Here is a 14373-nt window from a genome sequence, read left to right on the forward strand (position 1 = left end):
CGTGGGTCGCGGTGATCAGCCGATTGTGCGGACCCGGATTCCGGATCCGACGCCACCGCCGGAGGCCGCGTCTGCTGCCTGCGTGATGTTGTCGACGGGGATTCCGATGTTGGTGGTTCCACCGGACATGGCGAGGACAAGATTCGCTTCGGTGCAGTTGGGGGCGCCGGTGCTGTTGGAACCGCTCGTGATTCCCAGTGCCAGCGTTCCGGTGACGATGGCGCCGCCGCTGTCGCCGGCAAGGGTGCATGCTGTTCCGGCAAAACCGCGAACGGTGCGTGATTCGCCGCCGGGGCGGACAAGCTGGATTTCGACCTGATCGGCTGCGACCACTCCACACGTGAAGGAGCTGGCCTGACCGGACTTACACATCGGTGCACCGATGACGGGGCGCGCGGTGCCCGTGATCTCGAGCGTCGTACCACCGGCGCCGCGCACCGATGCGCGGTCGAGTCCGGCGTCGACGCCCGCTTGATTGAGCTTGATGACGGAGTAGTCGAGTTCCTCGCCGGCCTGGCCTACCGCGGACTGGGCGAAGTTGCCGACCTGGAGGCTGTCGTCGATGTTCTGCGGGTTGGGCAGGTAGACGGGTGCGGCCGTTCCCTCGGCCTTATTGCAATGTCCCGCACTGATATTGAGCGCATTGTCGTGACTGTCGACTGCATTGAACCCGAACGAGCAGACGGAGATGTCCTCGGTCGGTGTCTCACGGATCGGACCCGGTGACGTGACGTAGATGTCGCCGCCGAGTGCGCGCGCATCGATCGCGCCGCCGCCATCCGGGCTCAGCCGAATTTTGGTGTTCTCGAGCATCGTGGGCAGGTTGAGCGCTTTGCCGACGGGGCTGTTGGCAACGTCGACGACAACCTGGTTGTTCAGTACGTCGATGGAGGTGGAGCTGACGGCCATCGCGATATCGCCCGGCAGCTTCGCGATCCATCCGTTGACGTCGGCAAGGCTCTGTTCCAGACTGCCGGCGGAGACCGGTGCCACATGCGTGACGAACCCGTCGGCGGCGGCGACGCGTGCTGCGTCGGCGCTGGTGACCGCCACAACTGGTTGACCGTCGAGGTTCATCCACGAGCCCGCGTAATCGCCGGGGCGGGAGGACCGGAAATTCTCGGCGTACGCACCCAACTCCTGGGCCTTGGCGGCGCGATCGAGATACTCCTGCGGAGAAATCTTCAGATCTCGGCTGATCGCCTCGACCAGTTCGGCGGGTAGCTGATCCGCGGAGAGCTGTTCGACTGATGTTTCGGATGTGGGTTCTGCCGGTTCGGCCAAAGCTGTGGCTGAGAAAGATGTTGCGAGCAGAAGTGCCGAGGCGCCGACCAGAACGGTCCGGATCGCCGACGAGTTACGCATGAAATCCCTTCGAGTCTTTCGGCCGTAACGCCGGAAGGTACCGCCCCACCATAGGGGAAGGCTCCGATGCGGGGTCGGGGGCCTCGGTGGGGAGAACTCGATATGTGCAGCTAGGGGGTTGTTTCCGGTAGCTGTTCGGGATTTGTGGGCTGCGGGTCGACCGGTTCGGGATCGACAGGTTCGGGGTCGACCGGTTCCGGATCAGTTGTGCCAGGGTCGACGGGATTGGTCTGCTCGCCGCCCACGTCGTAGTTGTCCGTTGCGAGCGGTTCGACGCTCTCGTCTTCGGTCGGAACTTGATCGAACTCGTCGACCATAAGAGCGTCCTGGGTGGGCGGCTGATATCGCTGGGCCGGGGTGCGATTCTGCGGAACGGCGGACACGGGAGCTGCCGTGGGGAACTGGATCGGGACTTCGTGAACCGTCACGGGAACGGCAGGCGGCTCGGCTACCTCCGCATACACCGGGACGGCTGCGTCACGAATTTCCGGGATCTGAGTTGTGGGGGCGTGACCGATGAACACTGCGAGCGCGCAGGCCGCGGCAGTAAGGAGACCGGCGACGGTGGCAGCAATGTAGACAGGCCGCCGACTTGGTGCGTCTTCTGTTGTGTCGGGGGTGTCTTCCGGCTCCGGCAACTGCGCGACGTCGGGGGCAACAGGTTCCGGGGTGCGGGGGACAGCCAGATTCGCGGCTCCCCGGGCGGAGCGTTCACCCGGGGGCATGTCGGAATCGAGGTCGCAGGCGCCGAGGGCATCGGCGTGGGGTGCTAGTGCGATGTAGTCGAGATCCATGTTGTCGAGGGCCGTTCGCAGGGTGGCTACAGATCGATCGGAAAAGTTGGGCGGGATGGCGGCGACAATGCGCAGTGGCTGGTCGGTGAAGCGGTGCACTTCCGCGACGAGGCAGTACAGCGCGGTTGCGACGAGTTCTTCACCGCGCGTCCGCTGGTCGGGGACCGCTTCGGTGTCGGTGTCAATTTCCGCTTCGTTAGGGGCGACAATTCGGTCGAGGAACCGTCGTACGCCCGGTGAATGTGCTTCGGTCGAACCCAGAGCAATGGTGCCGTCCGGTGCGTTGTGCAGTACGGACTCGAGGTCGATGATCACCGGTTCGGCGTCGGGCACGGCGATCACCGCAGTGCAACGCGTGTTGCCGACGTCGAGTCCGACTCCCCAGGTCACCGCATCCCCCTCATTCGGCTACCGCATTGCATTGCCGTAAAAACCTGCACTGGCTGTGAAAACTATCATCAGAATCCCCAGTTGTACCAGAAGGGTAAATATTCAGCTAATTCTGTTCGATGTCGTGAGACTGCGCAGGACTACCAAGAGTTCGGAACGCGACTGCGCGCCGACCTTCCGCTTGATGCGCGCGACATGATGCTCGACGGTTTTGGCGGAGATATAGAGACGCTCGCCGACTTCGCGGTACGTGAGTCCGAGCACCACAAGTTCGGCGATCTCGTGTTCGCGCTCGGTGAGGGGCGAGTCGGGGAGTGCCTGGGCATCTTCTCTCGATGAACCAGGCTCAGGTGTGTTGACCCGAAACGAGCGGGCGAGCTGAAGCAATGTTGTTGCCGACTTGGTATCGGGTGCCCGAAGTGCGGCTTCACCTGCGAGGCGAGCTGCGTCCCAGGAGTGGCCGATCCGATCCAGAGTTCGTGCAGCGGATTCTATTTCGTCGCTGCTCACCGTCCCCTGAAGTACGAGCAGCCATTGGCGGCCGGCTTCGGCGAGACCTGCGGAGTACGAGTGAATCTTCGCTGATTCCGCGAGTGCACGCGCGTGCGGCAGCAGATCTGCCGGCGACTGTCCCAAAATTGCGGCCTGGACGCCGTACCAGTGAAACAGCGAGGACCACAGTGGTGGATCGCCGAGTAGTCGCAACAGATTCTGTGCCTCGTCGATCAGATGGTCGACGTGTTCGGTGTCGCCGAGACGAACTGCTGCCAGCCACAATTCGCAGATCGGTAACAGATCGAACAGATTGACACTGCATTCGAAGAGCGTGCCCGACGCCCGCGACCATGTACGACGCACGTCCGCAAGGTCGCCGAACCTCCGGGCGACACCCACTTCCAATGCCCGGAGGAACAGTGTGTCGCGCTGACCGAGGGAATCCGTAATTGCTGATTCGGGGATAGCGGCGACGGGATTTTCAGTGCCGGCGAGCAGCGCAGCCCACGCGGCAAGGATCTGATGACGGGCCCACAGATGACTGGATTGATCCTGCGCTGCAGTTGCTTTCGCGAGGACATCTCGTGCTCGGTCATGAGCGCCGGTGTGCATCAGGGCGGTGGCGACAATGGCAGCGGGGGAGTCGGCCTGAAAGTGCGACGTCGCAGGGGCTCGAGGCAGAGTCAGTGCCCGGGACATCGTGTTGAGCGCAATAGGCGGCGGTCCGGTCATCGACTGCATGAGTCCACGGGCGAGCAGGCCGGTGCCGGTATTTCCTGGCGATGGTGCGCCGCCGACACCGGCCAGCATCGCCCCGGCGTCGTCGATGCGGCCAGACGCGACGAGGAGGATTGCCCCGAATGCTGATTCCGCGTCCGCCCGCATGGGGCCGAGCCACGCGTAGAGGTCTGCGCCGGACGTGATCTGACCGCACACGGCGGATACTGCGGCTGAGATCCGCACGGCAACAGCTAGTTGGGCGTCTTGTACATCTTGATCTCTCAGTATTGAATCAGTCAGGCTTGCCGCGGTATCGAGGTCGCCGCTGGAAGCTGCGCACTCCGCGTGGTGCAGAATTGCCTGGGCAGAGGGAGATTCGATCACCGCAGCCCGCTGATACAGATCTGCGGCCGCAGCGGGGGTGGCGCGTTGGGCAGCGTCGTACAAGTAGTGTGCGAGAGCCGGGTGACGGACTCCGGCATCAAAAAGTCTTACAGCAGTGTCGATATCGAGAACACCCGCCTTGATGCGCCGGCCCAGGATTCGATCCAATGCCGCCCGCTCCGAGCCGATTCCGAGAGGATGCGCCAGTGATTCGACGATCGGGGGTGATTGCGCCGCGAACAGTCCCGTTCCCACTGCACGATCGAATGCGTCCGTCGGACTGTCGAATTCCAGTTCATCGGGTGCAAGATTCTGCACGATACTCGAGATGTGCAGAATCTCGCGTTGCCACGCATCGAGCGCGCCCACGGCGCGGGCGAAGTACGCCCGAAGTGCATCGCCGACCGTATGAAGGTCGAGAACCGGTGACCGCAGGGACGCGTCGAGGGCGCCGAAGTGTCCCTCCGACAATGACTCGAGATTGCCGGCCTCGTCCGGTGTGAGCGCATGACCGTATCCGCGCGCCAGTGTCTGAATATCCGAGCAGCGCAAGCGGTCCAGGTGAAGAACCGAACCCGTCGCGGAAAAGTCGGCCGCAGCTTCGGCCAGACGCGGATCGACCATGTCCGTCGCCACGACGGCTGAGATGTTGGTGCGTCGTAGGATCTCGAGGATCACGGTAAGTTCGGCAGCGTCGAGGTCCAGCGCATTGTCGATCAATGCAACGGTATTGGGCCCGTGGTCGTCTCTGGCGAAATCGGCTGTCACGACGGCAGCTTCGCGGCCGATCAAGCGTCGGTGCACCGCTGCAAGAAGCTGTGGCCGAGCACTTGCACCGGAACCGGTGACAAACAACCTCAGCGGCTTGGCCTCCAGGTCGACAGTGCTCAGAAGGTCACGGATATACGGAGATTCGCTGTTCACGACGGAACGCCCGACTATCCGACGGGAAAGCGTGGGATGGCCGTGGGCAACGTCAGTTGGTCAGGCAATTGTGGCGCGACGACAACGGGGAGTTGCGGAACTTCGAATGCCGGGACCTGTGGAATCTGAAATGGCGGACCGGCGTCGACAGTCTGCTGTGAGTTCGTGGGATCGCTGCCCGGTTGCGCCGCAGCAGTCGGTTCCGCAGCGGCTGGTGCGGCGGGTGCAACCGTTCCGGCTGTCGTTGCAACGCCAACGGACCGGGTGCCGGGGGCGAGTGACCCGGTGATGGCGACGGTCCCGCTTGTCGACGGCACGGCGTCAGCGACAGCTTCGGTGCCCGATGGCGCTGTTGCGTTGGAAGTTGTTGCGGAAGTGGAGGATTCGATACTCGGGTCGGCGGAACTCGAAGCCGGCTTGATCTTGTCCACGGCGGTACCGATTCCGAGCCCACCCGCCGCGAGGATCGCACACGCGCCGACGACAGCCGCGACGATGCCTACGCGGGACGAGCGTCGTGCCGCCGATGTGGCCTCGGGGTCCGAAACGACAGCAATCGGCGTCGAGAATGCTGGAGTTGGAACAGGTTTCGGCAGTGTTTGTTTGACGGCAGTCTCAGTACTCCCGATTTCGGTTGCGTGAGTTGCGGCTCCGGCTGCTGCGCAGGATTGCGGATCCGGTGCGGCGATCATCGGTACCCGGAGTTCGGACGACAACAGTTCAGCGACCAGTGGGATGGACGAACTACCGCCCGCGAGAACAACGTGACTGACGTCGTTCGACTCGACACCGGCTGATCGCATCGCCTCGTGTACCAAGGCAACCGATCGCGTGATTGCAGGACGGAGTAGATCTTCGAGTTCAGAGCGGACAAGCCGTAGGTTGTGGGATCCGCCGGGAAGATCAACGTGGACAACCGTTTCGGTATCGAACGACAGTGTTTCCTTGGCTTCGCGGGCGTGGACACGAAGCGCTGTCAACGCGTCGAGAGCTTCCGGTGCGGACGTATCGATGTGCGCAAAGTGATCGAATTCGGCGAGTAGATGCATGGTGACAAGATGGTCGAACTCGTCTCCGCCGATGTCATCGGAGTGCAGGGACTTCCCGACGATCGTGGCATTTCCGCCGGCAGTCGCCACCACCGTGACGTCGAGTGATCGGGCACCCAGATCGAAGACAACGGTGAGTCCATCCGAATCGGGGTGACCGGACGTGCGCAACCAGTCCGCCACTGCGATCGGCTCCGCGACCAGTGTTGCGTCTACCGGTGTCTCGTCGTGAATCATTCTGGTAGACAGAGCTTTTTCCAAAGCCGACACTGCATGGCGGCTCCACCAGGCGGGATGGGCGATGACAACGTGGCTTGGTCGGTCCTGATCAGCGAGAGCGTCGCGCATCAGCGTCGTAACCGCCTCAGCGGTGAGGTCCTCGCCGAGATGTGGGGTTCCGTCAGCGGCGAACAGGGGAACCGGGTCGCCTACGCGCTCCACGAAATCGGTGAAGACGCTGCTCGGGCCAAGTTTAACGACGCATTCGCTCCGGACGGTCCGTCGGGAGATTGTGGCGGCGTCGTCGGGGTTGTCGACGACGGCCACCAGAGTTGTCGAGCCGATACCGATGCCGAGCCCTGCCTCCATGAAAGTGAACTCCTCGGTAGTGGATTGTCGAACGCCCGTCGCAGTTGTCTGCAATGTCGGGATCAAGAACGGTTTTGTTACTCCCCGGGAGACTCTCGATGCGAAGTAGGGGAGCGATCCCCTATCCGGGGAAAATCCCCTAACGCGGATACCGGGGGAAGTCGTCTGCGATCAGGTGCAGGAGTGGGGGTGTTCCCCGTTGGGCTCCGCGCTCGGCCGACTTAGCGTTGACGGCAGTCGATTTGCATGAAGCGAAGCATCATCCGCTCGAACCGCGATACTCACCAAGATTTCAGGAGAACCCATCATGGCCACCAATGCCGTACTCGAATTCATTCTCGGTCTGTTGCGTGACGACGAGGCCGCCGCTCAGTACTGCGCAAATCCCGTCGCAGCACTCAACGCAGCCGGCCTGTGCGAAGTGAGTCCCGCCGACATCGTCGCCGTTGCACCACTTGTTGCCGAGTCCGGACTTTTTGCCGGAGCGGGCGCCGACCTGTCCGCGATTGTCAACGCCGGAACGCAGGCAGCCGGAGCAATCGGCGGCAGCCTTGGCGGCGGACTGGGCGCGGGCCTCGGACTGGGAGGCAGCGTCGGTCTCGGAGCGGGAGCCGGACTGGGTCTCGGCGGAGCACTCGGTGGTGAGTTCGGTGGTGGGATAGATGTTGCCGGTGATTTTGCCGCCGCACTGAGCGCCGCCCTCGCGATCGGCGGTGACATCAGCGCGCAGCTCGGAGCTGCTTTTGGCGGCGTCATCGAAGCTGGTCTCGGGCTCGGCTCGGCTGTTGATCTCGGGGGAGTTCTCGACGTCGGAGCGCAGCTCAGTGCGGCTCTGAGTGGGGCACTTGGGGTGGGTGGATCTCTGACGGCCGAGTTGGGTGCGGCCCTGAACGCTGCGATTGCCGCAGCCGGTGGACTGGACTTGGCGGCCGGGCTTTCCGGTGCATTGGCTCCGGTGTTCGCGATTGGTGGAGACATCGGCGCGAACCTCGGCCTGGCACTCGGCGGAGTGCTCGACGGTGCCGGGAGCCTCGAGGGTCTCCTCGCTCTCGGTGGTGGGTTGGGCGCCGGCTTGTCCGGCGCCCTGGAATCTGCCTTGGCACTGGGCGGCGGGATCGACGTCGGCGGTGATTTTGCCGGTGCCCTAGGTGCGGCCCTCGGATTCGGCGGTGACATCAGCGCGCAGCTCGGAGCTGCTTTTGGTGGCGTCATCGAAGCTGGTCTCGGGCTCGGCCCGGCTGTTGACCTGGGAGGAGTTCTCGACCTTGGAGCGCAGCTCAGCGCGGCTCTGAGTGGGGCACTCGGGGTGGGTGGATCTCTGACAGCCGAGTTGGGTGCGGCCCTCGACGCTGCAATTGCGGCAGCGGGCGGACTGGACTTGGCGACGGGGCTTTCCGGTGCATTGGCTCCGGTATTCGCGGTCGGTGGAGACATCGGTACGGATCTCGGCCTGGCACTCGGCGGAGTGCTCGACGGCGGCGGAAGCCTCGACGGTCTCCTCGCGCTAGGCGGCGGATTGGGTGCAAGCCTGTCCGGCGCCCTGGAATCGGCAGTGGCACTGGGCGGCGGGATCGACCTCGGCGGCGACCTGAGCGCTGCGCTGTCCACCGCACTGGCAGCAGGCGGATCGATCGGCACCGACCTCGGAGCATCGCTCGGCGGCACTCTGGGAGCCCTGACAGATGTCAGCGCACTGACCGGGCTGGCCGGCGATCTTGATCTCGGCGCCGTGCTCAGCGGGGCGCTCACCAGCGCACTGGGAGTGGGCGGCAGCCTCGACACCGGAGTGGAAGCAGCGTTGGCTGGTGCTCTGGATTCGGCTCTAGCTCTCGGCGGCGGACTCGACCTCGACGCCGTGCTCGGCGGAAGCACAGATCTCGGAACCGAGCTTTCCACAGTGTTGTCCGGCGCTCTGGGCGGCGGAGGATCGGTGGGAGCAGACCTCGGCGGCGCACTCGGCGGCGTGTTGAACGGATCCGCGGGTTCGGTAATCGGCGGCGACGCCGTCGCAGGGCTTGGTGCTTCGTTGGATGCAGCACTGAACGCCGGCGGCTTCGATACCGGTTCGATCGGCGCAACCCTGCCCAGCCTCGACCTGGGGGCTGTGAACCTCGGTTCCGTCAGCGCGGATCTGCCTGCACTCGATCTCGGAGGCATCTCTGCCGAAGGGCTGGACGTCGGAGGGCTCAGTGCCGGCCTGAACTCGACGGTTGGCGGTGTGCTTGACGCCGGTGCCGGTCTCGACGCCGCGGCAGGTCTCGACGCGGTGACTGATGCGGCGACACAGATCGGTGGCTCACTGGACGGAGCCATCGGTGGTTCGTTCGACGGTGGCGCAGGTGGTGCGTTCGACGGTGGCTCGACTAACCCCTGGTCGTCGATCGATGCCAGTGACGCATTCGGGACCGGATCGACCAGCTCGCTTGGTGCTGATTCCTCGGAGTCGTTGTTCGCTCCGGACTCGGTTGCAGACGTCGTCGAACATGTCGATCCGCTGGCAGTGCTGGACAACCTGCACCCCTGAATCGACGGGCACGGAAACGGACTGATGTAACAATTCCGGCCCTGTTCGCGCTAAGCGTGCAGGGCCGGAATTGCCGAATCGGAAGAACTGCGAGTTGACGGAGCACATGGAAACTGCAGCGGATCAGGTCAGCAGTCGCAAGGCGCGCGTCGCGTCGGCGGCCGCGTCGTTGCTCGATCGAACGGCGGTGCTTGCGCGGGATCTCGATCGTTCCGATCTGGTCGCACGCGTCGAGAGTGCGCAGGTGCGGGTCACCGATCCCCGGATTCGTATCGTTGTTGTCGGTCCGCTCAATCAGGGCAAGAGCCAGTTCGTGAATTCGTTGATCGGTTGCGACGTGTGCTCTGTCGGAGACGACGAGACAACGGCCGTCGCAACGGTAGTTCAATACGGGGAAACCGCTGGCGCAGAGCTGGTTCTCGCCGAACCTGGTAGTGAACCTCGGCGAGTTCCGCTGCCGCTCGACGAGCTGCTCGGAATTACGCCGACAACAGCACGTGCCGATGGGCGTGAGGTTCTTCGCATCGACGTCTTCGTGCCAAGCCCACTGTTGGCGGACGGGTTGGTCTTCATCGACACGCCGGGCGTCGGAGGTCACGGAAATCCGCATGCTGCTGGAACTTTGGGCCTGATTACCTCGGCCGATGCGGTGCTGGTGCTCTCGGATTCCAGTGCGGAGTTCACGGAACCCGAAGTCGCGTTCATCAGGCAGGTCCTGAACTTGTGCCCCGTTGTCGCCGGTCTGGTCAGCAAGACGGATCTGTACCCGCATTGGAGACAGATCGTCGACGCAAATCAGGGTCATCTGCGCCGCGCGGGCCTCGAGCTTCCGCTGATTCCGATATCTTCGGTTTTGCGATCACATGCGCTGCGCTTGGATGATCGAGAACTCGATGCGGAATCCGGATTTCCCGACCTCTATCAGTTCTTGCGGGACAAGGTTGTTGCCCGGGCCGAGGCAAACACGCGGCGAGCGGTGGTGATGGACGTGCGGTCGATTGCCGCCCACTTGTCGCTGGAGATGGGCAGTGAGCTTGCGGCGCTTCGTGATCCGTCGACCGCGCAGGCAGCCGTGGCCGGGTTGCATCGGGCCAGGGAAGTGGCAGAAGAACTGCACAAGAAGACTTCTCGCTGGCAGCAAAGCCTCGGTGACGGAATCGCCGATCTCGCTGCAGATATCGATCACGACCTGCGTGACCGTTTGCGCCGCGTCACCAGAGCGGCCGAGGAAACCGTCGACGAGTGTGACCCCGGCAAGGACTGGGATGCTGTCGGGACCTGGCTGGAGCAAGAAATCGCAACGGCCATCGGCGACAACTTCGTCTGGGCGCATGATCGCGCGCAGTGGTTGGCGGAGGTAGTGGCCGAACACTTCGCCGAAACCGGTGACGTGGCACTACCGCAGATCGACCTTGCCGACACCGATGCCTTCCTCGAACCCGTTGCCGCGCTGTCGGATCTCGAATCGGGCCGTATCGGCATCACGCAGAAAGTTCTTGTGGGAATGCGTGGTTCGTACGGTGGCGTCCTGATGTTCGGGCTGATCACCACGATGATGGGTATGGCGCTGGTGAATCCGATCTCGATCGGCGCCGGAGTTCTGCTCGGCACCAAGGCTTATCGCGAAGACAAGCAGACACAGGTGCTGAAGCGTCGGACCGATGCAAAATCGGCGATCAGGCGGTACGCGGACGACGTGAGCTTCCAAGTGGGCAAGGAATCGAAGGACCGGCTCCGGTTGGTGCAGCGACTCCTGCGTGATCATTTCACCGACATCGCCGAGCAGGCTTTGCGCTCGATCAACGAATCGTTGCGGGCGACGCAGGAGGCGGCAAAATTGGAATCGAGTGAGCGGGCGGGCCGCATCGCTCAGCTCGAGGAGAATCTGCGGGCGGCAGACGAATTGAACACGCTGGCCGGATCGTTGGTCGGTGAGCGAGTGCATGCGGTCAGCACGCGGAAAGCTGAGGTCAGAGCATGAATGGTGCTGCCACGGAGTCGGCGCGCGTGTTGATCGCGCAGGCACGAGGACTCTACGCCGACAACCCGGACCTGTGCGCTCAACTCGACGAGTGCGCCGCGCGGTTGGACGAACCGCTCCGGGTCGCGCTGGCGGGGTCGCTCAAAGCCGGCAAGTCTACGCTTCTCAATTCTCTTGTCGGGCAGGATATTGCGCCGACAGATGCAACCGAATGCACGCGCGTCGTCACCTGGTATCGAAACGGCACGACGCCGAAGGTCAGTGCGACCGACTCCAGCGGCACGGATTTCAACATTCCCGTGGCACGAAACAGCGGCCGGTTGACGTTCGATCTGGGACAGCGCACATCCGAGATCGTCGATCGAATCGACGTGGAGTGGCCGTCGTCGGCGCTGGCGCGCATGACGATCATCGATACGCCCGGTACGTCGTCGCTGTCCACAGACGTCTCGGCCCGCACGTGGAAAGCTCTCGTTCCCGACGACGGGGTTCCGGGCGCTGACGCTGTCGTGTATCTGCTGCGGGCATTGAATGCGACTGACCTGCAGTTTTTGACGAAGGTTGCCGAACATGTCGGTGGTGAATCAGGTCCGCTGGGCGTGATCGGTGTGCTCTCGCGCGCCGACGAAGTGGGCGCCGGCCGACTGGACGCGATGGCGTCGGCCGAAGATGTGGCGGGACGGTTCGCCGAGGAACTCGGCCGTTCGGGCCTGTGCCAGTCGGTGGTTCCGGTTGCCGGACTGTTGGCCCTGGCTGCCCGTACTTTGCGGCAGAGCGAGTTTGCCGCGTTCTCGGCGCTCGCCGAGGTGCCTGCAGCCGATCTGAGCTCGGCGATGCTGTCGGCGGATCGTTTTGTCCGGGAGGACAGTTCGCTGCCGGTTGGTGCGGCGATGCGGGCGCAGTTGGTGGAACGATTCGGGCTGTTCGGGATTCGTCTGGCGGTGACGTCCGTCAAGTTGGGCGTCGGCGATTCTCCCACGCTGGCAGCGGAATTGCTCCAGCGCAGTGGATTGGACGAGTTGCGCTGCGTGATCGATGTTCAGTTCGGACAGCGCGCAGACCAACTCAAATCCCACACGGCGCTGGTAACACTGAGCCGTCTGATCGAACGCCACCCGCGCGAGAACACCGCACCGATCGCAGCGGCAGCGGCGCGACTCCTCGCCGATGTACACGGTTTTCGTGAACTACGCCTGCTCGGGCGGCTCGGATCGGTGAACACCGATCTGTCGTCGCCAGATCTCGCTGCGTTGCAGAGATTGATCGGCGGCCACGGAATCAGGACGCACGACCGCTTGGGGACGGCTGAAGGGGAGAGCCTGGATGCTCAGCGAGCCCAGGCTGCGGACGCAGCTCAGCGGTGGCGCACATTGTCCTCGCACCCACTGTTCGATCAGTTCACGTCCAGAGCGTGTCAGGTCGCAGCGCGTAGTGCAGAAGGTGTCCTCGCGGAAATCGTGGCCGAATAGGGATGTCATTCGTCCTGCGGGACCGAGCTGACGGATCTATGTTGAGTTCGGAATGATCCGGACAAAACGCCTGGTTCGGATTCGGCCTCGTTGGGAGCAGCCCTATGTCGAAGGACATCATGTCGAAGTCTCCGGATCGTGCCACCTACGTACTCGGCACGCTCATCCTGGTTGCGGCGGTGGCCAATCTCAATTTGTCGGTGGCCAATGTTGCCCTGCCGGACATCGGTAAGGCGTTCGACGCGAGCCAGACGCAACTCAATCTGATAGCCGTCGGATATTCACTGGGATTGGCAGGCACAGTCCTGTATCTCGGTGCTGTCGGAGACCGGTACGGCCGCAAGATGCTCCTGGTGACAGGTATGGCGTTGTCGATTCCGGCGTCACTGGTCGCTGGGTTTGCCGGCGGCTTCGAAGTGTTGTTCGCGGCCCGCATCGTCGGTGGTATCTCGGCGGGCCTGGCGTTTCCGACGACTCTGGCGATCATCACGGCACTGTGGGCTGGGCCGGCGAGGACAAAGGCGATCGCGATGTGGTCCGCGATCGGGGGCGCAATTTCGGCTCTCGGCCCCATCGTGTCCGGGGCGTTGCTCGAGAAGTTCGATTGGGGCTCGGTCTTTTTCGTGACGCTCCCGTTGGCGCTTCTGGCCTTGGTGTGCGCCGTGATTCTGGTTCCCGCCCATGTCAACGAGACCACCGATCCGGTTGATCATCTCGGCGGAATCGTGTCCGTCGTCTTCATCGGGGCGCTGGTGCTGTCCATCAACTTCGCACCGGTCAAGGGTTCCGGGACTATGGCATTGGTCCTGGGCGCCATCGCTCTGGTCGCGGGCATCGGTTTCTTCCTGCAACAACGACGCGCGGTCAATCCGCTGTTCGACCTTCACGTAGCCGCTCGCCCCACCTTCTGGGTCGCGGCCGTTGGCGGGCTGGTCGTGTTCGGTTCGCTCATGGGCGCCATGTTCATCGGCCAGCAGTTCCTGCAGAACGTGCTCGATTACTCGACGCTGGCAGCCGGTGCGGCCATCATTCCCGCAGCTGTCGCGATGGTGATCGTTGCGCCACGCTCGGCGACGATGATCGAAAGGTACGGCGCCCGCGTCACTCTGCTCGCCGGCTACCTGTTTGTGGTTCTCGGATTGTTTGTCGCGCTGACCATGTGGAACGAAAGTACCCAGTACTGGCAGGTCGCGCTGGCCTACGCGCTGGTCGGCATCGGCGTCGGCCTGGCCGGCACACCCGCGTCGCGTTCTCTCACCGGATCGGTCCCGGTGCACCGCGCGGGAATGGCGTCGGGAACGTCGGATCTGCAACGCGACCTGGGCGGCGCCATCATGCAGTCGATTCTCGGTGGAATTCTCACGGCCGGGTACGCAAAATCATTGGGGAATGCGATCTCGTCGTCGCCGAACGCATCCGAGGTGACCCCGGAAACTCAGGCCGCGCTCACCAAATCGTTCTCGAGCGCCGAAGTTCTGGCACAACGCTATCCGCAATACGCGGACCAAATCATGACCGCCGCCAAAAATGCCTTCCTGGATGGGGATACAAAGGCCTACATCGCGGCAATCATCATCGTGTGCGTCGGCGGCGCAGTGGTGACGTTCTTCTACCCGCATCGCGACCGTGAGCGTGTACTTCTGGCGCAGTACGCCGCGGAATCCGATCTCACGGAGGAGAAGAGTTGAGC

8 protein-coding genes are annotated in these 14373 nt (G+C 63.4%); 4 read left to right on the forward strand and 4 right to left on the reverse strand.

What is annotated here, in order from left to right:
• Positions 1–15: 15 nt before the first annotated feature.
• The 4 genes from ACFRFQ_RS01870 to ACFRFQ_RS01885 all read right to left on the reverse strand — a co-directional run bounded on the left by ACFRFQ_RS01870 (position 16) and on the right by ACFRFQ_RS01885 (position 6709).
• On the reverse strand, positions 16–1365 hold the full coding sequence (locus tag ACFRFQ_RS01870; protein ID WP_378652404.1) for a protease: 1350 nt from the start codon (positions 1363–1365) through the stop codon (positions 16–18).
• 110 nt (positions 1366–1475) lie between these two features.
• The gene (locus tag ACFRFQ_RS01875; protein ID WP_378652407.1) at positions 1476–2549 is read right to left on the reverse strand and encodes a hypothetical protein; all 1074 of its coding nucleotides are present in this window, start codon (positions 2547–2549) and stop codon (positions 1476–1478) included.
• Between the two features lie 102 nt (positions 2550–2651).
• Positions 2652–5072: a LuxR C-terminal-related transcriptional regulator gene (locus ACFRFQ_RS01880; RefSeq protein ID WP_378652410.1), complete on the reverse strand. Its 2421-nt coding sequence runs from the start codon at positions 5070–5072 to the stop codon at positions 2652–2654.
• A 14-nt stretch (positions 5073–5086) separates the two neighbouring features.
• Entirely contained in the window at positions 5087–6709 is a 1623-nt protein-coding gene (locus ACFRFQ_RS01885) for an Hsp70 family protein (RefSeq protein ID WP_378652413.1), read from the reverse strand.
• Positions 6710–7016: 307 nt separating this feature from the next.
• Here ACFRFQ_RS01885 and ACFRFQ_RS01890 point away from each other — a divergent pair, with 307 nt between their 5' ends.
• From ACFRFQ_RS01890 to ACFRFQ_RS01905, 4 genes are all read left to right on the forward strand, one after another.
• On the forward strand, positions 7017–9233 hold the full coding sequence (locus ACFRFQ_RS01890; RefSeq protein WP_378652416.1) for an IniB N-terminal domain-containing protein: 2217 nt from the start codon (positions 7017–7019) through the stop codon (positions 9231–9233).
• Positions 9234–9339: 106 nt separating this feature from the next.
• Complete coding sequence (locus ACFRFQ_RS01895) at positions 9340–11214, forward strand: dynamin family protein (RefSeq protein ID WP_378652418.1); 1875 nt, start codon at positions 9340–9342, stop codon at positions 11212–11214.
• Positions 11211–12683 (forward strand): dynamin family protein, encoded by a 1473-nt coding sequence (locus ACFRFQ_RS01900; protein ID WP_378652421.1) that lies wholly within the window; start codon positions 11211–11213, stop codon positions 12681–12683. The genes ACFRFQ_RS01895 and ACFRFQ_RS01900 overlap by 4 nt, the downstream gene beginning before the upstream one ends.
• Positions 12684–12787: 104 nt before the next feature.
• Positions 12788–14371, forward strand: coding sequence for an MFS transporter (locus tag ACFRFQ_RS01905; protein WP_378652423.1), 1584 nt, complete (start codon positions 12788–12790; stop codon positions 14369–14371).
• Positions 14372–14373: the final 2 nt, after the last annotated feature.

It is taken from the genome of Rhodococcus sp. NPDC056743, from assembly GCF_042790355.1.
Lineage (GTDB): Bacteria > Actinomycetota > Actinomycetes > Mycobacteriales > Mycobacteriaceae > Rhodococcus_F.